The 20924-nt window shown below is 74.1% G+C and carries 27 protein-coding genes; 16 read left to right on the top strand and 11 right to left on the bottom strand.

Annotation, left to right across the window (positions count from 1 at the left end; genetic code table 11):
• Positions 1-12: 12 nt before the first annotated feature.
• Positions 13-765, bottom strand: coding sequence for an SDR family NAD(P)-dependent oxidoreductase (locus LN037_RS02730; RefSeq protein ID WP_230749606.1), 753 nt, complete (start codon positions 763-765; stop codon positions 13-15).
• Between the two features lie 145 nt (positions 766-910).
• On the opposite strand from LN037_RS02730, the gene mshA reads away from it, so the two are divergent.
• The 6 genes from mshA (at position 911) to LN037_RS02700 (ending at position 5712) form a co-directional block, all read left to right on the top strand.
• A complete protein-coding gene (gene mshA, locus LN037_RS02725) occupies positions 911-2203 on the top strand; it encodes a D-inositol-3-phosphate glycosyltransferase (RefSeq protein ID WP_308286093.1) in 1293 nt (430 codons plus the stop codon).
• Complete coding sequence (locus LN037_RS02720) at positions 2200-2721, top strand: type III secretion system chaperone family protein (protein WP_230749603.1); 522 nt, start codon at positions 2200-2202, stop codon at positions 2719-2721. Before mshA ends, LN037_RS02720 begins: the two co-directional genes overlap by 4 nt.
• A gap of 76 nt (positions 2722-2797) precedes the next feature.
• Positions 2798-4378, top strand: a complete 1581-nt coding sequence (locus LN037_RS02715; protein ID WP_230749601.1) for an AMP-binding protein — start codon at positions 2798-2800, stop codon at positions 4376-4378.
• A 263-nt stretch (positions 4379-4641) separates the two neighbouring features.
• Entirely contained in the window at positions 4642-4932 is a 291-nt protein-coding gene (locus tag LN037_RS02710) for a putative quinol monooxygenase (protein WP_230749600.1), read from the top strand.
• 179 nt (positions 4933-5111) lie between these two features.
• Positions 5112-5420 (top strand): hypothetical protein, encoded by a 309-nt coding sequence (locus LN037_RS02705; RefSeq protein ID WP_230749598.1) that lies wholly within the window; start codon positions 5112-5114, stop codon positions 5418-5420.
• Positions 5421-5424: 4 nt separating this feature from the next.
• Positions 5425-5712 (top strand): DUF1330 domain-containing protein, encoded by a 288-nt coding sequence (locus LN037_RS02700; RefSeq protein WP_230749597.1) that lies wholly within the window; start codon positions 5425-5427, stop codon positions 5710-5712.
• On the opposite strand, the gene LN037_RS02695 is transcribed toward LN037_RS02700, so the two are convergent.
• A complete protein-coding gene (locus tag LN037_RS02695) occupies positions 5709-6095 on the bottom strand; it encodes a VOC family protein (protein WP_230749595.1) in 387 nt (128 codons plus the stop codon). The two genes, LN037_RS02700 and LN037_RS02695, sit on opposite strands and share 4 nt — an antisense overlap.
• A 5-nt stretch (positions 6096-6100) precedes the next feature.
• On the bottom strand, positions 6101-6373 hold the full coding sequence (locus LN037_RS02690) for an ArsR/SmtB family transcription factor (protein ID WP_230749594.1): 273 nt from the start codon (positions 6371-6373) through the stop codon (positions 6101-6103).
• Positions 6374-6432: 59 nt separating this feature from the next.
• Here LN037_RS02690 and aac(3) point away from each other — a divergent pair, with 59 nt between their 5' ends.
• The 4 genes from aac(3) (at position 6433) to LN037_RS02670 (ending at position 9090) form a co-directional block, all read left to right on the top strand.
• The gene (gene aac(3) / locus LN037_RS02685; RefSeq protein ID WP_230749592.1) at positions 6433-7230 is read left to right on the top strand and encodes an aminoglycoside 3-N-acetyltransferase; all 798 of its coding nucleotides are present in this window, start codon (positions 6433-6435) and stop codon (positions 7228-7230) included.
• A 43-nt stretch (positions 7231-7273) separates the two neighbouring features.
• Positions 7274-7813 carry a 2'-5' RNA ligase family protein gene (locus tag LN037_RS02680; protein ID WP_230749591.1) on the top strand — a complete coding sequence of 180 codons (540 nt, stop codon included), beginning with the start codon at positions 7274-7276 and terminating at the stop codon, positions 7811-7813.
• A gap of 85 nt (positions 7814-7898) precedes the next feature.
• Positions 7899-8648, top strand: coding sequence for a pentapeptide repeat-containing protein (locus LN037_RS02675; RefSeq protein WP_230749589.1), 750 nt, complete (start codon positions 7899-7901; stop codon positions 8646-8648).
• Positions 8649-8724: 76 nt separating this feature from the next.
• Positions 8725-9090, top strand: a complete 366-nt coding sequence (locus LN037_RS02670; protein WP_230749588.1) for a trypco2 family protein — start codon at positions 8725-8727, stop codon at positions 9088-9090.
• A 73-nt stretch (positions 9091-9163) separates the two neighbouring features.
• Here the strand turns inward: LN037_RS02670 and LN037_RS02665 are convergent, their stop codons facing one another.
• From LN037_RS02665 to LN037_RS02645, 5 genes are all read right to left on the bottom strand, one after another.
• Positions 9164-10606, bottom strand: a complete 1443-nt coding sequence (locus LN037_RS02665; RefSeq protein WP_230749587.1) for a hypothetical protein — start codon at positions 10604-10606, stop codon at positions 9164-9166.
• A 33-nt stretch (positions 10607-10639) separates the two neighbouring features.
• Positions 10640-10816, bottom strand: coding sequence for a hypothetical protein (locus LN037_RS02660; RefSeq protein ID WP_230749585.1), 177 nt, complete (start codon positions 10814-10816; stop codon positions 10640-10642).
• A 9-nt stretch (positions 10817-10825) separates the two neighbouring features.
• Positions 10826-11656, bottom strand: a complete 831-nt coding sequence (locus LN037_RS02655; RefSeq protein ID WP_230749583.1) for a hypothetical protein — start codon at positions 11654-11656, stop codon at positions 10826-10828.
• A gap of 167 nt (positions 11657-11823) precedes the next feature.
• Positions 11824-12261 carry an OsmC family peroxiredoxin gene (locus LN037_RS02650; RefSeq protein ID WP_230749581.1) on the bottom strand — a complete coding sequence of 146 codons (438 nt, stop codon included), beginning with the start codon at positions 12259-12261 and terminating at the stop codon, positions 11824-11826.
• A 97-nt stretch (positions 12262-12358) separates the two neighbouring features.
• A complete protein-coding gene (locus LN037_RS02645) occupies positions 12359-12637 on the bottom strand; it encodes a GlsB/YeaQ/YmgE family stress response membrane protein (protein ID WP_230749579.1) in 279 nt (92 codons plus the stop codon).
• A 178-nt stretch (positions 12638-12815) separates the two neighbouring features.
• Between LN037_RS02645 and tatA the strand changes: the two genes are divergently transcribed.
• Together tatA and LN037_RS02635 are read left to right on the top strand one after the other, a co-directional pair.
• Positions 12816-13079 (top strand): Sec-independent protein translocase subunit TatA, encoded by a 264-nt coding sequence (gene tatA, locus LN037_RS02640; RefSeq protein ID WP_230749578.1) that lies wholly within the window; start codon positions 12816-12818, stop codon positions 13077-13079.
• Positions 13080-13114: 35 nt separating this feature from the next.
• A complete protein-coding gene (locus tag LN037_RS02635; protein WP_230749576.1) occupies positions 13115-14314 on the top strand; it encodes an acyltransferase family protein in 1200 nt (399 codons plus the stop codon).
• Here the strand turns inward: LN037_RS02635 and LN037_RS33320 are convergent.
• The 3 genes from LN037_RS33320 to LN037_RS02620 form a co-directional block, all read right to left on the bottom strand.
• Positions 14278-15219 carry a ferredoxin family protein gene (locus tag LN037_RS33320; RefSeq protein ID WP_230749575.1) on the bottom strand — a complete coding sequence of 314 codons (942 nt, stop codon included), beginning with the start codon at positions 15217-15219 and terminating at the stop codon, positions 14278-14280. The two genes, LN037_RS02635 and LN037_RS33320, sit on opposite strands and share 37 nt — an antisense overlap.
• A complete protein-coding gene (locus LN037_RS02625) occupies positions 15216-16508 on the bottom strand; it encodes a cupin domain-containing protein (RefSeq protein ID WP_230749573.1) in 1293 nt (430 codons plus the stop codon). Before LN037_RS02625 ends, LN037_RS33320 begins: the two co-directional genes overlap by 4 nt.
• Positions 16509-16585: 77 nt before the next feature.
• Entirely contained in the window at positions 16586-16909 is a 324-nt protein-coding gene (locus LN037_RS02620; protein ID WP_230749571.1) for a hypothetical protein, read from the bottom strand.
• 109 nt (positions 16910-17018) lie between these two features.
• Between LN037_RS02620 and LN037_RS02615 the strand changes: the two genes are divergently transcribed.
• From LN037_RS02615 to LN037_RS02600, 4 genes are all read left to right on the top strand, one after another.
• Positions 17019-17783, top strand: coding sequence for a phosphoglyceromutase (locus LN037_RS02615; protein ID WP_230749570.1), 765 nt, complete (start codon positions 17019-17021; stop codon positions 17781-17783).
• Between the two features lie 125 nt (positions 17784-17908).
• Positions 17909-19129 carry a sensor histidine kinase gene (locus LN037_RS02610; protein WP_230749568.1) on the top strand — a complete coding sequence of 407 codons (1221 nt, stop codon included), beginning with the start codon at positions 17909-17911 and terminating at the stop codon, positions 19127-19129.
• Complete coding sequence (locus LN037_RS02605) at positions 19126-19842, top strand: response regulator transcription factor (protein ID WP_230749566.1); 717 nt, start codon at positions 19126-19128, stop codon at positions 19840-19842. Before LN037_RS02610 ends, LN037_RS02605 begins: the two co-directional genes overlap by 4 nt.
• Before the next feature lie 68 nt (positions 19843-19910).
• Positions 19911-20921 carry a Ppx/GppA family phosphatase gene (locus LN037_RS02600; protein ID WP_230749564.1) on the top strand — a complete coding sequence of 337 codons (1011 nt, stop codon included), beginning with the start codon at positions 19911-19913 and terminating at the stop codon, positions 20919-20921.
• Positions 20922-20924: the final 3 nt, after the last annotated feature.

Here is a 20924-nt window from a genome sequence, read left to right as displayed (position 1 = left end):
CACGGGCAGTGCTCACGTGCGGTGGAACCGCATCCCGGTCGCCTGGTCGCGGGGCTTGAGGACGATCGTGTCGATGTTGACGTGCGACGGGCGGCTCATCGCGAACGCGACCGTCGCCGCGACGTCCTCGGCGACGAGCGGCGTGATGCCCTGGTAGACCTTGTCGGCCCGCTCCTGGTCGCCGTCGAAGCGGACGAGCGCGAACTCCGTCTCCACCGCACCCGGCGCGATCTCGGTGACGCGCACCGGCTCGCCGAGCAGCTCCCCGCGCAGCGTGCGGTGCAGCGCGCCCTCGGCGTGCTTGGCGGCGGTGTAGCCGGACCCGCCGTCGTAGACCTCGAGGGCGGCGATCGAGGTGATCGTGACGACGTGCCCGTCGCCGGAGGCGATGAGCGAGGGCAGCAGCGCCTTCGTCACGCGCATCGTGCCCAGGACGTTGGACTCCCACATCCAGCGCCAGTGCTCCTCGTCGCCCTCGATCACCTTCTCGGTGCCCTTGGCGCCGCCCGCGTTGTTGACGAGCCCGCGCACCGTGCCGAGCTCGCCGACCCGCGCGGCGAACGTCGCCACCGAGTCCGCGTCGGTGACGTCGAGGGGCACGGCGGTCCCGCCGGTCTCCTCGGCGAGGGCCTCGATGCGGTCCTGACGACGGGCGCCGAGGACCGGGTGCCAGCCGTCGGCCGCGAGGGCGCGGGCGGTGGCCGCCCCGATCCCGGAGCTGGCTCCGGTCACGACGACGAGCGGCTTCTCCGTGGGAGTGGTCACGACGAGCCACCCTAGGGCCGTTTTCGGACGGACGTCGATCTGGTCGTTGCCTAGGCTGTGGACCGTGATTCCGGCGGCGAGGGCGGCGACGGACGGCACGGCCCCATCCCGGGCTCGGCCGCGGACCGTGGGATCCCTGGCGTCCGTGCGGCGGTCCCCGCGACGGGTCGCCGTCATCTCGGTGCACACCTCCCCGCTCGCCCAGCCGGGCACCGGCGACGCCGGCGGCATGAACGTCTACGTGGTGCAGACCGCGAAGGAGATGGCGCGCCGCGGCGTCGAGGTGGAGATCTTCACCCGGCAGACGGCGTCCGACCTCCCGCCCGTGGCCGAGCTCGCGCCGGGGGTCCTGGTGCGCCACGTCGTCGCGGGACCGTTCGGCGGGCTGGGCAAGGAGGACCTGCCGAGCCAGCTCTGCGCGTTCACCGCGGGGGTCCTGCGCGACGAGGCCCGCCAGGAGCCGGGCTGGTTCGACGTCGTGCACTCGCACTACTGGCTCTCCGGTCAGGTCGGCTGGCTGCTGCGCGACCGGTGGGGCGTGCCGCTGGTGCACACCGCGCACACGCTCGCGAAGGTCAAGAACGCCTCGCTGGCCGTGGGCGACACCCCCGAGCCGCTCGGCCGGCTCGTCGGGGAGGAGCAGGTGGTCGCCGAGGCCGACCGGCTCGTCGCCTCGACCCCGGCCGAGGCCGAGGCGCTGATCGGTCTCTACGACGCGGACCCCGAGCGGGTCCGCACCGTCGCGCCCGGCGTCGACCTCGCGACCTTCACCCCGTCGCGCGACCGGGCCACGGCGCGTGCCGCGCTCGCCCGCGAGGCCGGCACGCCGATGGGGGAGGACGACGTCGTGCTGGCCTTCGTCGGGCGGATCCAGCCCCTGAAGGCCCCCGACGTGCTGCTGCGCGCCGCGGCGGAGATGCTCCACCGCCGCCCGGAGCTGCGCTCGCGGCTGACCGTGCTGGTCGTCGGCGGCCCCTCCGGGTCGGGTCTCGCCCAGCCGGGAGTGCTCGTCGATCTCGCGGCCGAACTGGGTATCACCGACGTCGTGAGATTCCTCCGACCCCGTGCCGGCGCCGCCCTCGCCGAGGTCTACCGCGCGGCCGACGTCGTCGCGGTCCCCAGCCACTCCGAGTCGTTCGGTCTCGTGGCGCTCGAGGCCCAGGCCTGCGGCACCCCCGTGGTCGCCGCGGCCGTCGGCGGCCTGCCGGTGGCCGTGTCCGACGGCCGGTCGGGCCTGCTGGTCGGCGACCACTCCGCCGCGTCCTGGGCCTCGGCCCTCGAGCGCGCCGCCGTCGACCGGGTCACCCGCGGCCGGCTCGCGGCCGGGGCGATCGAGCACGCGCAGGCGTTCTCGTGGGACCGCACCACCGACGCCCTGCTCGCCACGTACGCCGAGGCGGCCGCCGCCCGCCGCGCGCCGCGGGAGGTGGCGGTGTGAGCGACCTCGCCCAGGTGATCGCGGACGCGCTGGACGAGCGCGACCTGCACTACCAGCGGCGCGACGAGAACAGCTTCTTCGTCACGCTGCCCGGCACCAAGAAGCTGCAGACCAACTGCTGGCTCGTGCTGACGCCGCACGCGCTGCTCGTCGAGGCGTTCGTCTGCCGGCGCCCGGACGAGAACCTCGAGGGCGTCTACCGCTGGCTGCTCCAGCGCAACACCCGGCTCTACGGCGTGCACTACTGCCTCGACGACGTCGGCGACATCCACCTCGTCGGCCGCACCGGGCTGCACGCGGTCACCGACGACGAGCTCGACCGGATCCTCGGCCAGGTGCTCGAGGCCGGCGACGGCGACTTCAACACGCTCATCGAACTCGGCTTCGCGACGTCGATCCGGCGCGAGTGGGCGTGGCGGGAGTCCCGCGGCGAGTCGTTGGCGAACCTCCGGGCGTTCCAGCACCTGGTGGCGGGAGACGGAGCGCAGCGCAGCTCGACCGATTGGTCCGATTCCTGAGTGACTTCACGTGCCTGCGGCCGTACCGCTCGGTAGGTTGGTGTGACCCAGCTGACGCAGAGCGAGGAGTCGTTGCATGACCGTGCGTAGTCCTTTTCCCGACATCGACATCCCCGACGTCGGGCTCCCGGAGTTCCTCTTCTCCGACCTGGGCGAGCACACGGACCGGGTCGCGCTGATCGACGGGCCCTCGGGCCGCTCGATGACGTTCGGCGAGCTGGCGCAGGGCGTCGACCGCTTCGCCGCGGCGCTCGGTGAGCGCGGGCTCGGGCGCGGCGACGTGATCGCGCTGTTCGCCCCGAACACGCCGTACTACCCGATCGTCTTCCACGGGGCGCTCGCCGCGGGCGTCGCGGTGTCGACGGTGAACGCGCTCTACACCCCGGACGAGCTCGCGTTCCAGCTGCGGGACTCGGGCGCGAAGATGCTGGTCACGGTGTCGCCGTTCCTCGACCGCGCGCGGGTCGCGCTGCGCGAGGAGGGCCTCGCGGTGACCGAGGTCGTCCTCCTCGACGCCGCCCGGGACGAGGCGTCCACCCCGCTGCCCGAGAACGCGCTGGCCGACCTGCTCACGACCACCGCCGAGCGGCCGTCGGTGCAGCTCACCGGCGACGACGTGGCCGCGCTGCCCTACTCCTCGGGCACCACCGGCCGCGCCAAGGGCGTCGTGCTGACCCACCGCAACCTCGTCGCGAACCTCGTGCAGTTCGCGGAGATCCAGAAGACGACCAGCGAGTCGAAGATCCTCGCGGTCCTGCCGTTCTTCCACATCTACGGCATGACCGTGATGATGAACAACGGCATCTACCAGCGGGCCGCCGTCGTCACGATGCCGAAGTTCGATCTCGCGGAGTTCCTGCGGATCGTCTCCGAGCACCGGGTCGACCGGATCTACATCGCGCCGCCGATCGCCGTGGCCCTGGCCAAGCACCCGATGGTCGAGCAGTACGACATCGACTGCGTCGACGTCGTCTTCTCCGGCGCCGCGGCCCTCGACGCCGACCTCGGCCACAAGGTCGCGAAGCGCCTGAACTGCAAGGTCTACCAGGGCTACGGCATGACCGAGCTGTCGCCGGTCAGCCACGCGATGCCCGAGGACCGGCCGGACATGGACCTCTCCTCGATCGGCGTAGCGCTGCCCAACATCGAGTGCAAGATCGTCGACCCGGAGACGGGCGAGGAGAGCGAGCGCGGCGAGCTGTGGGTCAAGGGCCCCAACGTCATGCGCGAGTACCTCAACAACGCGGACGCGACCGCCGACACGCTCGACGCCGACGGCTACCTGCACACCGGGGACGTCGCGACCGTGACCGACGAGGGCGTCTTCTACATCGTCGACCGGGTCAAGGAGCTCATCAAGTACAAGGGCTACCAGGTCCCGCCGGCCGAGCTCGAGGCGCTGCTGCTGACCGACGACCGGATCGCCGACGCGGCCGTCATCGGTGTGAAGGACGCCGAGGGCGAGGAGATCCCCAAGGCGTTCGTCGTGAAGCAGCAGGGCGCGGAGATCTCCGAGGACGACGTCATGTCGTTCGTCGCCGACCGGATCGCCCCGCACAAGAAGGTGCGCGTGGTCGAGTTCATCGACCAGATCCCGAAGTCGGGGTCCGGCAAGATCCTGCGCAAGGACCTCCGCGCCCGCGAGAACGCCTCCTAGAGGTCTTCCCGACGACGGGAGCCGGCGCGGCTCCCGTCGTCGTGCCGTCTTGACGGAGCGACCAGGCTCGGAGCATGACCGCACACGACGGGGCGTCCCGGCTGATCCCGTACGCCGGGGACGTCATCCGGGTGCTCGGCGAGAGCGAGGGGCTCGCGGTCTGCCGGCTGACGGTCCCGACATCTACCGGCGCCACGTCAGCGAGATCGTGCCCTGAGACGATCCTCTTTCGATACCACGTGAGCCGACCGTAGGATCGTCACATGGTCATCGTCGCGGGACACCTGCTGGTCGGGCCGGAACAGCGGGACGCCTACCTGGCCGGGTGCGTCACCGTCGTCGAGCAGGCGCGCGCGGCCCGCGGGTGCCTGGACTTCGCGCTCTCGGCGGATCTGCTCGATCCCGGGCGCATCAACATCCTCGAGCGGTGGGAGTCGCAGGCCGACGTCGAGGCGTTCCGCGGCTCGGGCACGGGTGACGACCAGGCGGCCCGGATCCTGAGCGCGTCGGTGGCCGAGTACGACGTGGCCGACGTCCGGTCGCTCACGGGCTGACCCCGTCCCGAGATCCTGACGCGCGGAGCGATGTGATCGCTCAGCGACCACATCGCTCCGCGCGACAGGATCTCGTTCGGGTCGAGTCCGCGTCCACACCGCGGCAACGACCCCGCCGCACGCGTCCCGACCGCGTCAACGCGCCCGCCAGGCCCGCGCGTGCGGCGTAGGACAGGGGCATGCGCAACGAGGTCGGGTCGATGGACGAGGTCGTGGACTACCTGCTCGAGCTCACCGAGCAGGGGGCGGGCCTGTGCCCGGCCGGGGCGGACCGCACGCAGTGGTCGTGGGACGTGCTGGCCGAGCTCGCGCACGCGGTCGAGCTGCTGGAGGGCGTGGTCGAGCGGGTGTCGGGGCGGCACAACCCGGTGGTGGCGCGGAACGCGCACATCCTCGCGACCACGATCAACGCCCACCGCAACGTCGCGCTCGCCCGCGTGCCCGCACCCGCCGTCGGGACGAAGGGGTGGACACGCCGGGCAGGGTGAGTCCGTGGGCGCCTACTGGATCAATACCTTCCGCGAGATCACCGACCAGGAGAAGCTCGACGCGTACGTCGCGCTCGCGGGGCCCGCGATGCGCGAGGGCGGCGGCCGGTTCCTGGCCCGCGGCACCCCCGCCGCCGCCTTCGAGCAGGGCACGACGGAGCGGACGACCCTGATCGCGTTCGACAGCGTCGAGCAGGCCGTCGCCGCGTACGAGAGCCCGGCCTACCAGGCGGCGCTGGCCGTGCTCGCCGACGGCGCGGTCCGCGACATCCGGATCATCGAGGCCCTCTAGGTCGAGAACAGCTGGATCAGGTTGCCGCAGGTGTCGTCGACGACGGCGATCGTCACGGGGCCGGCCGGCGTCGGGGGCTGCACCACGGTGACGCCGCGCCCGGACAGCCGCTCCACCTCCGCCGCGACGTCGTCGACCTCGAAGGCGGTCGCCGGGATGCCGTCCTCGACGAGCGCCTCCCGGAACGGCTTCACGGCGGGGTGCTCGGCCGGCTCGAGGGCGAGCTGGGCGCCGTCGGGGTCGCCGGGCCCGGTCAGGGTGAGCCACCGGTGCTCGCCCATCGGCACGTCGTGCTTGACCTCGAAGCCGAGCGCGTCGCGGTAGAACCCCAGCGCCCGCTCCTGGTCGTCGACGAACACGCTGCAGTAGGACACCTTCGGCATCGCACTCACTCCTGCGGGACGGGCCAGCGCCGCGCGATCTCGCGGAGCGGGCGGGTGTCGAGGTCGTGGAACTTGTAGCGGCCCTCGCGGCGGACGTGGACCAACCCGGCCTCCTCGAGGACGGCGAGGTGCTGGGACACGGCCTGGCGCGTGGGCGACAGGCCGCGCTCGAGCAGCGCGCCGCACAGTGCGAACAACGTCTGGCCGTCGGTCGCGGTGAGCGCATCCAGCAGCGCGCGGCGCGTGGGGTCGGCCAGCGCGCGGTAGATGTCGCCCACCGCGGAAGCATAGGCAAGTCGTCACTTGCCTGTCCAGGATGTCCGGCTATCGTCGGCGCGTGCTGATCACCCGCGCCGACCTGACCGCCGACCTGCGCGGACTCGGTCTCGCCCCCGGCGACGCCGTGCTCGCCCACGGCGCCCTCGGCGCGCTCGACCCGACGGTGGGCGGCCCCGACACCGTGATCGGCGCCCTCCTCGACGCGGTCTCGCCCGGCGGCACCGTGCTCGCCTACACCGACTGGCACGCCCCCTACGCGGACGAGCTCGACGACGACGGGCGCGTGCCGGAGGCGCTGCGCCCGCACGTCCCGCCGTTCGACGCCGGGTCCTCCCGCGCGATGCGCGAGAACGGCGTGCTCCCCGAGTTCCTCCGCACGACACCGGGTGCGCTCCGCAGCGCCGCGGCCGGCGCCTCGTTCGCGGCGCTCGGTGCGGACGCCGCGTGGTTCACCGCCGACCACCCGCTCGACTACGGCTACGGGCCCGGCTCGCCGCTGGCGAAGCTGGTGGAGCGCGCGGGCAAGGTCGTCCTGATCGGCGCGCCGTGGGACACGATGACGCTCCTGCACCACGCCGAGCACCTCGCCGACCTGCCCGGCAAGCGGGTCATCCGCTACGAGGTCCCCTTCGCGACGGCGGACGGGGTCACCTGGCGCCGGGTCGAGGAGTTCGACACGGCCGACCCGGTCGTCGACGTGTTCGCCGAGGACTACTTCGCGACGATCGTCGGCGACTTCGTCGCGGCCGGGGGCGGACGGGAGGGACGGGTCGGGAACGCGCCGAGCCTCGTCGTGGACGCCGCGCCGATGTGCGCGTTCGCCGTGGCGTGGATGGAGGAGCGGGCCGGCCGATGATCGGCCCGTGCCCTGCCACGACCCCTCACGGCAGGATGGGCGCGTGAGCAGCACGCCGACCGAGTCCGCCGTCCTCGCGCTGGTGCCGGAGGCCGAAGCCGTCGTCGGGACGGAGCGTCGGGAGCTGGACCCGACCACGGCGACCGGCGTGCCCGCGCACGTCACGGTGCTCTACCCGTTCCTGCCGCCGGCGGAGATCGACGACGCGGTCGTGGCGCGCCTGCGGCACGCCGTCGCGGGCGCCGGCGCGATCGACTGCTCCTTCGCGACGACGGGCTGGTTCGGGGAGGACTACCTCTGGCTCGCCCCGCGACCCTCGGCGCCGTTCGCGGACCTCACGGCCTGCGTCTGGGAGGCGTTCCCCGGGTGCCCGCCCTACCGCGGCGAGCACGAACCGCACCCGCACCTGACGATCGGCTACGGCTCGGTCGCGTCGGTGGCGGCACTGCGCGCGGCCGAGGAGCGGGTCGCCGCCCGGCTGCCGTTCGCGGCACGGATCGAGTCGCTGCACCTGCTGGTGGGCTCGCGCGAGCCCGACTCGTGGCGGGTGGTGGCCGACCTGCCGCTCACGGGAGAGCGTTGAGCCCTCGCTCCGTGGCAGGAACGCGTCGTTGCTGTCATCCAGTGGCAGGAACGCCGCATCGTCGACCGGGCGGGGGAGCGTGAGCGTGGAGCTGGAGGCGGACTGCGGGCGGTGCAGCGGCCTGTGCTGCGTGGCGCCGGCGTTCGCGCGGTCGGCGGACTTCGCGATCGACAAGCCGGCCCGCACCCCGTGCCCGAACCTGGCCGTGAGCGTCCCCGGGCAGCCCGCTCCGTGCACGATCCACGCGGAGCTGCCCGAGCGCGGCTTCCCGGGGTGCGTGACGTTCGACTGCTTCGGCGCTGGACAGCGGGTGACGGCGTGGGCGGACTGGCGCGCCGCCCCGGACGAGGCGTTCGAGGCGTTCGACGTGATGCGTGCGCTGCACGAGGTGCTCTGGTACCTCGCCGAGCCGGTGGACGCGCTGGCCGCGGAACGGGCGGCCCTCGCCGAGCGGGTCGAAGCGCTCGGACCGGAGGCGGACGTCGGGGCGGTGCGCGGCGAGGCGGGGGAGCTGTTCGGGCGGACCAGCGAGCTCGCCCGCGGGCCCGAGGCACGCTCCATGGCCCGGGCGGACCTCGTCGGGAAGGACCTCCGGCGCCGTCGGCTGGCCGACGTCTCCCTGCGCGGCGCGCTGCTCATGGGGGCGGACCTGCGCGGTGTCGACCTCGGGCGGGCCGACCTGCTCGGCGCCGACCTGCGGGGTGCGGACCTGCGCGGGGCGTCGTTGCGGTCGACGCTCTTCCTGACGAATCCGCAGGTCACCTCGGCGCGGGGCGACGCCACGACGAGTCTGCCGGGGCGGGTGCATCGGCCGGGGGCGTGGGCCTCGTCGTGACAGCAGTGCGTCACTGCCCGCACCGGACGCCAGGAACGCCGCATCGTCGTCGGTCCCCCGGGCTACCGTGCGCGCCATGGCGGACGACGACGAGCCGGGGCTCGGGCTCGACACGGTGCTGAAGGCCCTGCGGCACGACCTGCTCGAGGCCCAGCAGGACGGCGGGCCCACCACCGGGCTGGCGGTGCAGTCGGTGGAGATCGAGCTGTCGGTCGAGATCAGCCGGAAGGTCAGCGCGAACGGCGAGGTCGGCGCGAAGTGGTTCGTGCTCTCCGGTTCCGCGTCCGGGGAGGGCAGCCGCGAGCGCACGAGCACGAACCGGATCACGCTCACGCTCGGCCCGCTGTCGGCCGGGACCGACTCCACCCCGGCCACCACCGAGCGCCCGATCGCGGGAGCCGACGTCTCGGCGGGCGTGATCTCGGGGGCCGGCCCGACCTGACGATGCGGCGTTCCTGCCACTGGATGACAGCAACGACGCTTTCCTGCCACGAAGGCGAAGGCAGAAGGAACGGTCAGGTCCGCCCGCGCCGCCCCGTCACGTAGTGGCGCGGGGACTCGATCCGGATCTCCCGACGCTGCCCGTGGTCCGGTCCGACCCGGTGGGCGAGCCGTCCGACGTGCAGCGCGATGAGCCCCGAGAGCAGGGGCTCGTGGTGGGTGGAGGCGGTGGAGTCGAGTACCGCCTCGCCGAGCACGTCGGGTTCCCCGCGCGCCCGGGCGTCCCGGTCGACGGCCTCGACCACCCACACGTACTCCGGCATCAGCGTGAGCCGGTAGAGCCGCACCAGCGACGCGTCGAGGCCCCGGTCCGCGAGGTGCTCCAGCCACTCGTCGGAGCGGGTCACGTAGGTGCGCCACGTCAGGTCGGCGCGGGTGACGGGCTCGTCGGCGTCGGCCTGCGCCAGGTAGCCCCGGAACCAGTGCTCGCCCGCGGCCTCGGCGCGCTCGGCGGTGACGTAGACCTGCGGCAGCAACGGGACCAGCGCCGTCTGCCAGGGGCGGTGCGCGTCGTCGACCTCGTCGAACGGGTCGGGCACCTCGAGATAGGGGCCGCGCGCGTCGTCGTGGCGCCACAGCCGCACCCCGGCGCCGGGGTCCGGCGACACCCGCCGGTAGCCCACCACCACCCACGCGTGCGTCCGGGAGATCACCACCGGCGGCGCCTGGGAGTTGACGTAGCGGCAGAGGATGCCGCCGAGGGTCAGCATCCCGGCCTCGTCGTCCTCGGACCGCGTGCCCGGCAGGTGCACGAGGCCCGGCGAGAGCCCGAGCCGGGTCGCGCCCGCCATCATCTGCTGCACCGAGAGCCCCTCGCTGGGCACCTGGCGGCCGACGATGACGCCGCCGAGCGCCGCGTCGTGCACCTCCGCGGTCAGCCGCCGCGGGACGCCGTGCGCCAGGTGCGCGTGCCGCAGCACCATCCAGAGCGTCGCGTGCGCGCAGCGCAGGTACTCCGCGTCCTGCGACAGGAACGGCATCCCGCGCACCGTCAGCGCCGTGCCGAACAGCGACACCCGCTCGGTCGCCTCGCACCGCACCCCGCCGTCGAGTCCGGGCGGCGGCGTGATCATCGTCGGCCCGACCGGCGTCGCGGGCAGCGGCCGCAGCGTCGTGTAGCCCCGGTACGACGACGGGTCCAGCGCGGTCACGTCCGCCGGGTCGACGTCGGCGGCGAACAGGTGCCAGCGGTGGGTCACCGACGGGTGGCGGCGGAAGAGCCGGCCGTGGAACGCCGCGTGCTCGCTGCGCCAGTCCGCGTCGAGGTGGCGCTGCTCGACGACCAGCGACCGCACCCCGTGCTCGCGCGCCAGCGCCACGACCCGCTCGAGGGGCGCACTGGGCGCGCCGCCGGCGTAGAAGTCGACGAGCTGCTCCCAGGTGCCGTCGACCGTCACGTCGTAGACGGCGGCCGCCGCGTCGTCCGGCGACCACGCCAGGAAGGGCCACTCGCTCACACGGCCAGACCTACCACGGAGCCCCGACGACGATCAGCGCAGCCGGATGCCGTCGCTCTCGTACTCCGCACGCAGCTCGGCGTCGCGGACCCGCCGCAGCGTGGCCACGAACGCCCGCTCCCGCTCCGGGCGGTGCAGCCCGAGACGCTCGGCGAGGTCCCCGGCGGGCTCGCCGGGTTCGACGACCGCGCGCCTGCCCGTCGACACCATGGCCCCAGGCTACGCCGGAATCGGCTCCCGCAGGCGTTTCCCGACGGCGGGTGCGGGCGCCTCGGCCGGCGCGCTGTGGGCCAGGACGACGCAGGCGAGCGCGGCGACGGCGAGCACGAGCGGCGCGACCAGGAAGAAGGCGCCCGGGACCTCGTCGCCCAGCAGCGGGCCGAGCAGCGAGGGCGGGACGACCTCGGAGACCACCACGACCGCCGTCACCGTGGTGACCGACCCGAGCTGCAGCGCGACGGTCCACCACAGACACCCCAGCGCGCCGGTCACGGCGGCGGCGAGGGCGGGCGCGGAGGTCAGGGCGGAGAGCGGGTGCGTGAGGTCGACGAGCTTGACCGCCGTCGAGCACGCGGCGAAGCCGAGCCCGGAGCACACCGCGACGACGGCGGGGCGCCGCGCGACGACCCCCGCGAGCCCGTCCAGCCCGACCACGGCCGCCGTCACCAGCAGCCCGACCTCCAGCGCCGCGGTGTCCGCCGCCGTGCCCGACTGCCCCGCCACGGACGCGAGCACGACCAGCGACGCCGACAACGCGCCGATCGCCGCGATCGCGCGCGGCCCGAGCCGCGTCCCGAACCACCAGCGGGCCGCGACCGCCGTGACGGCGAGGCTCCCGCTGACCGCGCACTGCGCCACGGCCATGGACACGGTCTGCAGCGCCAGCACGTGCGCGAGCGCGCCGAACCCCTCGGCCACGGTGCCCGCGACGAACGCCGGGTGCCGCAGCATCGCGGTCCACGACCCACCCGGCGCGGCCAGCGCCGCCGCCTGCGCGACGGAGCCGACGCCGAACAGCACGGCCGCCAGCAGCACCCAGGTGATCCCCATGCTCACGAGGGTGTCCGGCGCAGCTGTGCGTCGGGTGGGTGCGCGGTGGGAGGCGGGCGTGAACGAGCCCACGGTTCTCGTCCGCCCGGAACGGGACCGGCCCCGGACACACGAACGGGCCGCTCGTCACCGGGGACGGTGACGCACGGCCCGTTCGTGGGGGTGACTCAGCTGTCGAGCGAGGCGTCCAGCGTGATCGTGGTGCCGGCGAGCGCCTTCGAGACCGGGCAGGTCTCCTCGGCGGTCTTGGCCAGCTCCTTGAACCTGGCCTCGTCGACACCGTCGACGCTCGCGCGCAGCGTGATGGCGATGCCGCTGATCTCGAACCCGCCGCCCTTCGCCGGCGACAGCGTCACCTCGGCGCTGACGTCGATCGACCTCGCGGTCAGGTTCTCGCTGCCGAGGACGCCCGAGAGGTTCATCGCGAGGCACGACGAGTGCGCCGCGGCGATGAGCTCCTCGGGGCTGGTCTGCCCGTTGGGGTTCTCGGCGCGCGTCGGGAAGGAGACGTTGAACTGTCCGGCGTTGGACGAGTCCAGCGTGACGCTGCCCGTGCCGTCCTGCAGGCCGCCTTCCCAGTGGGTGGTCGCGTCGCGGCTCGGCATCCTTGCCTCCTGTGGATCGGGGGTCGTTCAGTCGTCCACAACCGAACGCCTCGTGCTCGGATTCCGGGGTCGCCCGCGAACCCTCCGAACGGAGAGGTCAGCGACGGGCGCCCTTGCGGCCGGTCACCCTGTTGTAGATCACGAGCAGGATGATCGCGACGACGATCGACCCGATCCAGCTCACGGGGCTGAAGCTGGCGCCGCTGCGCAGACCGCCGGTGAACAGCGCGACGATCAGGCCGCCGACGACCGAGCCCAGGATGCCGAGCAGGATCGTGCGCAGGATGCCGATGTTGTCCTTGCCGGGCACGAGGGCGCGGGCGATGAAGCCGACGATGAGACCGAAGACGATCCACCCGAGGATGGTCAGGATCATGATGGAGCCTTTCCGGGCGAGGTGACGTTGCAGGCACCGATTCGCCCCGGACGCAGCGTCATCAAACCTCCCGGTCGAGGGTTTCCGGCGGTCTTTGCCCGATGCTCACCATCCCGGCGCTAGCCTCGCCCCCGAACGGCCGCACCGAACGGCCGGAGATCGATGTGAGGTGGGAACGATGGGATCACTCAGCCCGGTGCACTGGGCGATCGTGCTCGTCGTGGTGCTGCTGCTCTTCGGGTCGCGCAAGCTGCCGGACATGGCCCGGGGCCTGGGGCAGTCCATGCGGATCCTGAAGGCGGAGAGCCGCGCGATGGCCGAGGACGGCCGTCCGGCGGAGTCCGGTCGGACGACGGGTGAAGGGGCCGTGAGCTCGAACGCGACCGCCCGACCGGCCGCGGCGCCGCAGGACCCGCCGAGCGCGGAGCGCCACGCCTCGTGAGCTGACGGTCGCCGTGCGTTGCTACCGTGCCGCCGGTGACCGACATCGTGCAGCGACCGGCCTCGCCGTCGCCGCACGCCCCGGGAGGGTCTGCGCAGCCGTCGGGAACGGCACGGACGCCCGGCGGCTCGTCACGACGGGTCAGCTGGGACGTCCTGCGCTGCGGGTTCGTGCTGCTGGTGATCCTCTACCACTCGACGTTCATCGGCCCGCTCGTCTACCACGACATCCTGCCGAAGAACTACACGTTCCCCCACCAGGTCGGGGCGAGCCTGCTGCTCGTCCTGTCCGCCTACTTCATCGCCGCGACGGTGCGCCGTGGCGGCGCGCGGCGGGGCGGGACCGCCCGGTGGTGGTGGGGCAAGCTCGCCCGGCTGCTGCCGGCGTTCTTCGTCGCGACGGTGAACGCCTGGCTGTTCCTGCGCTACCTCGCCCCCGACGGCTGGTACCTCCCGGGGAAGAAGGACCTGCTCGCCAACCTGGCGATGCTGTGGCACTGGGACCCGAGCTGGGGCTTCGTCGACGGGTCGTACTGGACGATCCCGCTGCAGCTCATGGCGTTCTGCCTGGCCGCGGCGATGTGGCGGGGCCCGCTCGGGAGCGGCGTCGCCCTGCGGGTGGTGATGTGGCTGGCGGTGCTCGTGCCGGCCGCGCAGTGGTACTACCGCGCCACCCTGCCCCCGGGCACCACCTACGCCTTCGTCGTCGACGGGCTCGGCATCTTCCGCTGGCACCTGTTCGTCGCGGGCGTGGCCGTCTGGATGTACTCGACCGGCCGCCTGCGCCTGCCGCACTTCCTCGCCCTCGAGGTCGCCGCGATCGGTGAGCACGCGCTCCAGACCTCGGCGCTCGACCCGACCGCCGGGTGGGGCACGGACTGGACGGCCGTCGCGCTCGTCGGGGTCGGCGTCGTCGCGATGACCCTCGCGGCGACCGGCCCGGACTGGGGGCGGTGGCTCCCCGACCGCGTCAACCGCGCGGTCACGTGGGGCGCCGGCATCTCCTACGGCGTCTTCCTCACCCACCAGACGGTCGGCTACGTCGTGATGCGCCGCGCCCAGCAGCTCGGCGTCGGACCCACGCTGCAGACCGGTCTGATGATCGTCACCGGCGTGGTCTGCGGGTGGCTCCTGACGAAGGCCGTCGAGCGTCCCGCGCACCGCCGCCTGATGGCGTGGTGGGACGCCGGCCCCGCCCGCTACGGGCGGGTCGGGGTGAGCGACACCAGGTCGTAGGTCCGCATCGACGCGGTCCGGCCGGCGCTGCACGTGAGCGGCGTCGCGGACGGGATCCACCGCTCCCGGACGGTCACCTCGAGCGGGCCGTCGGTCCCGGCGAGCCGCACGGTCACGACGGCGGGTTCGGTCGCGTCGGGCGTGACGTCGAGCGGGGCGAGCGCCGTCACCCGGTGCTCGCCGAGGGCGAGCCGCGCGTGGTGCTGGGCGCCCTGGACCGCGGGGGCGAGGCCGGCGCGGCCGCGGATCAGCGCCGGATCGACCTCCCCGGCGTCGTAGCGCTCGGCGACCCGGACGGCCTCCGTGGCCGGCACCCGGCCGAGCACGAGACCGTGCGGGAGCAGCACGACGTTGGCGGCGAAGCGGTCGCCGCCGGTGTGCGTGGTCTCCCAGGTGCGGTCGGCGTACTCGGTGGCGAGCACGGCCGCGACCGGCCGGCCGCGCATCGCGCAGCACGCGTCGTGCCGGCCGTGGGCGCACACCAGGTAGACCGGCTCGTCCGACGGCTCGGTGGACGCCTCGAGGTCGGCCAGCGCGGCCGGGAGCGCCTCGGGGGAGTCGACCCGCCCCCACCGCACCGACTCGTGTCCGATGCGCGAGTCGACCACGGCGAAGCGACCGCCCGCCTCGGTGGGCGCGCCGCGTGCGGCGGTGCGTCGGATCAGCTGGAACCGGGCCTCGTGGGAGCGGCAGAACTCGTCCACCGCCTCGACGACGGCGGCCGAGAACCCGGCGCCGCCCAGCGCCTGGAACCCCCACGGCCCGGGGTGCTCCACCAGCAGCCACCGGCGGGCCGGCGGTGCCGAGGCGAAGAGCGGGTCGTCCCGGTCGCGGGCCGCGGCCGAACAGCGGAACTGGGTCGGGTCGTCGGCCGGGTCCTGTCGGGTCAGAGAATCCGCCGTCACCGCTCCGTCGTACCTCCTGCACCCGGCTCGGCGCCAGCCACCGACTCCGGTGTCACCAGGACACCTTCCTTGAGCAGACGGCGGGCGACGACGAGCGCGTCGCCCGTCTCGTCCTCGGGCACGTCCCGCAGACGCACCGGGTCGCCCGCGAGCAGGGCCGCGAGCGGCGTGGCGGCCGCGGCGGGCAGCTCCAGCGAGCGGTCCGGGAGGTCCAGCACGACCGTGCCCGACCTGTCGTCGGGAGCGATCCGGTGGCGCAGGCCGAGCCGCGGCCGGACCACCGTGTCGCCGTCGAGCGCGGCGATCGCCGCGGCCTGCCGCAGCGGGAGCAGCGACTCGGGCCGGTTGCCGTTCCAGACGCGGTTGCGCAGGCGGCGCGAGGTCCGGTCGGCGTCGGGGGTGCGGGCGAAGTACTCGGCGGCCCGGCGGGCGACGGCCTCGACGTGCGGGGCGAGGGACGCCGGGTCGGCGACGTCGACGCCGAGGGGCAGCGAGGCGCGCAGCTCCGGGTCGTCGGCGAGGCCGGCGAGGAGCGTCTGCAGCACGGCGTGCCGGGTGAGGACGTGGACGCCGACCGTGAGGTGGGCGGAGATCTCGCCCTGCGCGGTCGCCGAGTGCAGGAACCCGCGCGGGAGGTAGAGGGCGTCGCCGGGGTGGAGGACCTCGTCGAGCAGCGGCTCGCCGGCGGCCTGCTCGCGCACGGCGGCCGCGTGGTCGTTCCAGGGCTGGTCGCGCAGCGGGTCGGTGTGCACCGGGGCGTGGACGTGCCAGCGCTTGGTGCCGGCGATCTGGAGCACGAAGACGTCGTGGACGTCGTAGTGCGCGGAGAACCCGGTCGAGGACGGCGGGGTGATGTAGGCGTTGACCTGCACCGGGTGGCCGAGGTCGGCGTTCAGGCCGCTCGCGAGGCGGGCGACGGGGTCCCAGGTGCGGTGCACGCCCTGCAGCACCACCGTGTGGCCGTCGGCGAAGAGTCCGGCGACGCGGTCGTCCCGGACCTGGTCGGATACCTCGGCGCCGACGCCGCCGTCCCCGGTGAAGTGCTTCGAGTCGACGACCGTGCCCTGCTTCGCGACGCGCAGGAACGGCGTGCGCAGGCCGCGGCGGGCCAGCAGCTCGTCGACGGCGTCGAGCGAGAACAGGTCGGCGAAGGATGCGGCGTGGTCGGCCTCGTCGTGCTTGGCGAGGTCGTCGGCGCGCGAGAGCACCGCCTGTCGGCCCCACGCCTCGTCGGCGAACGCGTCGAGGTCGCCGGCCACGCAGCGGCGCAGGAACGGGCGGTCGGTCATGGGGTGTGTCCTCCGGAGTCGGACAGGTGAGCAGTAAGGGTCGCTATAGCGACCCTTACTGCTCACCTGCGAAGCACCTACGCGCCGCCGTCGGCACCGCCGTCGGAGCCGTTGCCGGCCGCGCCGCCGTCGGCCGGGCCGTGGGCGCCACCGTCGGCGCCGCCGTCGGCACCGCCGTCGGCACCGCCACCGGCCGCACCGCCGTCGGCCGGGCCGTGGCCCGCGCCGCCGTCGGCACCGCCGTCGGAGCCGTTGCCGGCCGCGCCGCCGTCGGCCGGGCCGTGCGCACCGCCGTCGGCGCCACCGTCCGCACCGCCGTCGGCACCGCCACCCGAGGCGCCGCCGTCCGCGGGCCCGTGGCCCGGGTTCGACCCGGAGGTGGTGATGTCGTCGTCGTTCATCCCTGCTCCTTCTCGATCATGGGGGGACGGCCTGGCCGCCCGGTCGCGCACGGCTACCCCCGGCCGATTCGTCCTACGCCCCCGACCGGGCCCGTTAGGGTCCGGGGCCATGAGCGTCGGAACGCTGGTGCTGCTGCGGCACGGGCAGAGCGAGTGGAACGAGAAGAACCTCTTCACCGGATGGGTGGACGTGCCGCTCTCCGCGACCGGTGAGCAGGAGGCCCGGCGGGGCGGCCAGCTCCTCGGCGAGGCCGGGCTGCTCCCCGACGTGCTGCACACGTCGCTGCTGCGCCGCGCGATCGGGACGGCGCAGATCGCCCTGGACGTCTGCGACCGCCACTGGATCCCGGTCCGCCGCGACTGGCGCCTCAACGAGCGGCACTACGGCGCGCTCCAGGGCAAGGACAAGAAGCAGACGATGGAGGAGTACGGGGAGGAGCAGTTCCAGATCTGGCGCCGCTCCTACGACACCCCGCCCCCGCCGATCGACCCCGACGACGAGTACGCCCAGACGGGCGACCCCCGCTACGCCGACCTCGGCGACGCGCTGCCGCGCACCGAGTGCCTGAAGGACGTGCTCGAGCGGCTCCTGCCCTACTGGACCGAGGCCGTCGTCCCCGACCTGCGGGCCGGCCGCACCGTCCTCGTGGCGGCGCACGGCAACTCGCTGCGTGCGGTGGTCAAGCACCTCGACGGGGTGGACGACGCAACCATCGCCGGGCTGAACATCCCGACCGGCATCCCGCTGCGGTACGACCTCGAGGCCGACGGGGACGACCCGGCCGACCTCCGTCCGACCAACCCGGGAGGCACCTACCTCGACCCGGACGCCGCGAAGGACGCGATCGCGGCGGTGGCCAACCAGGGTCGGTGACCGACCGACCTGGGTGAACGCCACCTGAACGGGCTGCCAACAGTCACCCGGCCGGGGGTTGGACGGGTCACCAACGGCGGTCCGACAGGGGTGGAAATCGGGATGACGGCCCTACCATCGCCCCCGTGGCCGTGCCGGCGTCCGTGACCGTCCTGGCCGTCGTCCTCGCGGCGGTCGTGGGCGTCGTCGTCGGCGCCGCCGGGGTGCGGTGGAAGGCCCGCAGCCGGCGCGCCGCGGTCGTCGCGGCCGGTCCGACCGTCGCCGAGCTGCTCGCGCGCATCGTGCGCCGGTCGCACGCCGGGCTCGCGGTGATCAACCGGTTCGGCGACGTGGTGCTCTCCAACGACCGCGCCGAGGTCCTGGGCGCGGTGGTCGACGCCCGCCCGGACGGCCGGGTCGCGGCCGCCGCCGAGCGGATCGCCGAGCAGGGCGGCACCGCCGAGATCGACCTGTCGCCGCCGGTGGCGTCACGGCGGGCCCCGCAGTCGGTCATCGCGCGGCTGGGCCCGCTCGGGGACGGCTTCGTGGTGGTCGAGGCCTCCGACACCTCCGCCGCGGTGCGCCTCGAGGCCGTGCGGCGCGACTTCGTCGCCAACGTCGGCCACGAGCTCAAGACGCCCGTCGGCGCCATGGCGGTGCTGGCCGAGGCGGCGCTCGACGCGGACGACCCGGCCGAGGTCACCCGCTTCACCACCAAGATCCTCCACGAGTCGCGGCGCCTCGGATCGCTGGTCACCGAGCTGATCGAGCTCTCCCGGCTGCAGGGCGGCGACCCGCTGCCCGAGCTGGACCCGGTCGAGGTCGACGACGTGGTCCGCGAGGCCGTCGCCCGCGTGCGCACCTCCGCGGAGGCGGCCGGCACCGACCTCACCCTCGACGCGCCGAAGGGCCTGGAGGTCGCGGGCAGCTCGACGCTGCTGGTGACCGCGCTGGCGAACCTGCTGGAGAACGCGATCGCCTACTCCTCGCCGGGGTCCACGGTCTCCGTGCGCCGCCGGGCGGTCGGCGACCGGATCGAGATCTCGGTGACCGACCGCGGCATCGGCATCGCCCCCGAGCACCAGGAACGGGTCTTCGAGCGGTTCTTCCGCGTCGACCCGGCCCGGTCGCGCGCCACCGGCGGCACCGGCCTCGGGCTCGCGATCGTCAAGCACGTCGCCGCGAACCACGGCGGCGAGGTGCGCCTGTGGAGCGAGCCCGGCGTGGGCTCCACCTTCACGCTGCGCCTGCCCGCCCCCGCGCCCGAGACCCCCGAGCCGGCCCCGGCCGTCGTCGGGAACGAGCCCCCGCACCACCACCGGAACGGAACGTCCGTGCTGGAACCGACGAGCAGAGGTGACCGATGACCAGGGTGCTGATCGTGGAGGACGAGGAGTCCTTCGCCGACCCGCTGGCCTACCTCCTGCGCAAGGAGGGCTTCGAGGCGAGCGTCGCCGGCACCGGCGCGGCGGCCCTCGAGGACTTCGAGCGGCACGGCGCGGACATCGTGCTGCTCGACCTGATGCTGCCCGGGATGAGCGGCACCGACGTCTGCAAGGCGCTGCGCCAGCGCTCGTCCGTCCCGGTGATCATGGTGACGGCGCGCGACGCGGAGATCGACAAGGTCGTGGGCCTCGAGCTCGGCGCCGACGACTACGTCACCAAGCCCTACTCGGCCCGCGAGCTCATCGCGCGGGTCCGCGCGGTCCTGCGCCGCGGCGAGAGTGCCGAGGGCGTTCCCGACGGCGGGTCGGGCGGCTCGGACCGCCAGGTCCTCGAGGCGGGCCCGGTGCGGATGGACGTCGGGCGGCACGTGGTGACGGTCGACAGCGGCGGGGTGGCGACCGAGGTCGCGCTGCCGCTCAAGGAGTTCGACCTGCTCGAGTACCTGATGCGCAACGTCGGCCGGGTGCTCACCCGCGCGCAGCTCATCGACCGGGTGTGGGGCGCGGACTACGTGGGCGACACCAAGACCCTCGACGTCCACATCAAGCGCCTGCGCGCCAAGCTGGAGCCGGAGCCCTCGCAGCCGCGGCACCTGCTGACGGTGCGCGGCCTGGGCTACAAGCTGGACGCCTGACGGGAGACCGGACGCCGCGGATCTCGACCACCGGTCGGGTGACCCGGAACACCGTCTAGGCTGGTCGCGTGCGTCTCGGGGTTCTCGACGTGGGGTCGAACACCGTTCACCTCCTCGTGGTCGATGCGCACCGGGGTGCGCACCCGACACCGCAGTCCTCGACGAAGACGGCGCTGCGCCTCGCCGAGCACGTCGTCGGCGGCCAGCTCTCGCGCAAGGGCGCGGACGCGCTCGTGTCCGCGGTCGCGGAGGCCCGCCGCGAGGCCCGCGCCCTCGGCTGCGACGACCTGCTGGCGTTCGCCACCTCCGCGGTGCGCGACGCCGACAACTCCGACGCGGTCCTCGCGCGGGTGCGCGACGAGACCGGCGTCGACCTCCAGGTCCTCACCGGGCCCGACGAGGCCGCGCTGACCTTCCTCGCCGTCCGCCGCTGGTTCGGCTGGTCGGCCGGGCGCCTGCTCTCCCTGGACATCGGCGGGGGCTCGCTGGAGATGGCGGTCGGGCGCGACGAGCGGCCCGACGTCGCGCTGTCCCTGCCGCTCGGGGCCGGGCGCCTCACCCGTGACTGGTTCACCGCGGACCCGCCGGACCGCAAGGAGACCCGCGCGCTCGCCGAGTACGTGCACGACACCGTGGCGCCCGCGGCGGCCGCGCTGCTCGACGGCGGGACCCCGGACCGCGCCGTCGTCACGTCCAAGACCTTCCGCTCGCTCGCGCGGCTGACCGGCGCGGCGCCGCGATCGGCCGGGCCGCGGGTCGAGCGGCGGCTGACGGTGGCCGGGCTCCGCCAGGTCGTCGCCTTCATCAGCCGCATGGACTCCGCGGACCTCGCCGAGCTCGAGGGCGTCAGCGCCTCCCGGGCCCACCAGCTCGTGGCCGGCGCGGTCGTCGCCCGCGGGGCGATGGACGCCCTCGGCCTCGAGGAGGTCGAGGTGTGCCCGTGGGCTCTGCGTGAAGGCGTGATCCTCGGCCGGCTCGACCAGGTCCCGCTGGAGGGCGGCCCCTTCGCCGCTGACGGGACGTACACCACCGGTCGTCCTGCTGCGACTGGACGACCGACCCCGACCACGGCACGGTGACAC

Origin of the sequence: Actinomycetospora soli (assembly GCF_021026295.1) — a bacterium.
Taxonomy (GTDB): Bacteria; Actinomycetota; Actinomycetes; order Mycobacteriales; family Pseudonocardiaceae; genus Actinomycetospora; species Actinomycetospora soli.
This window is presented reverse-complemented; position numbering and strand designations above follow the sequence as displayed.

Bases quoted from the DNA above. Each gene is read 5' to 3' on its own strand.
- LN037_RS02660 (WP_230749585.1), bottom strand. From the start codon at position 10,816: ATGGTGTCGACGGGCAGGCGCGCGGTCGTCGAACCCGGCGAGCCCGCC.
- LN037_RS02710 (WP_230749600.1), top strand. From the start codon at position 4,642: ATGGTCATCGTCGCGGGACACCTGCTGGTCGGGCCGGAACAGCGGGAC.
- LN037_RS02695 (WP_230749595.1), bottom strand. From the start codon at position 6,095: ATGCCGAAGGTGTCCTACTGCAGCGTGTTCGTCGACGACCAGGAGCGG.
- LN037_RS02645 (WP_230749579.1), bottom strand. From the start codon at position 12,637: ATGATCCTGACCATCCTCGGGTGGATCGTCTTCGGTCTCATCGTCGGC.
- LN037_RS02620 (WP_230749571.1), bottom strand. From the start codon at position 16,909: ATGAACGACGACGACATCACCACCTCCGGGTCGAACCCGGGCCACGGG.
- LN037_RS02705 (WP_230749598.1), top strand. From the start codon at position 5,112: ATGCGCAACGAGGTCGGGTCGATGGACGAGGTCGTGGACTACCTGCTC.
- tatA (WP_230749578.1), top strand. From the start codon at position 12,816: ATGGGATCACTCAGCCCGGTGCACTGGGCGATCGTGCTCGTCGTGGTG.
- LN037_RS02625 (WP_230749573.1), bottom strand. From the start codon at position 16,508: ATGACCGACCGCCCGTTCCTGCGCCGCTGCGTGGCCGGCGACCTCGAC.
- LN037_RS02650 (WP_230749581.1), bottom strand. From the start codon at position 12,261: ATGCCGAGCCGCGACGCGACCACCCACTGGGAAGGCGGCCTGCAGGAC.
- LN037_RS02605 (WP_230749566.1), top strand. From the start codon at position 19,126: ATGACCAGGGTGCTGATCGTGGAGGACGAGGAGTCCTTCGCCGACCCG.
- LN037_RS02615 (WP_230749570.1), top strand. From the start codon at position 17,019: ATGAGCGTCGGAACGCTGGTGCTGCTGCGGCACGGGCAGAGCGAGTGG.
- LN037_RS02655 (WP_230749583.1), bottom strand. From the start codon at position 11,656: ATGGGGATCACCTGGGTGCTGCTGGCGGCCGTGCTGTTCGGCGTCGGC.
- LN037_RS02670 (WP_230749588.1), top strand. From the start codon at position 8,725: ATGGCGGACGACGACGAGCCGGGGCTCGGGCTCGACACGGTGCTGAAG.
- LN037_RS02715 (WP_230749601.1), top strand. From the start codon at position 2,798: ATGACCGTGCGTAGTCCTTTTCCCGACATCGACATCCCCGACGTCGGG.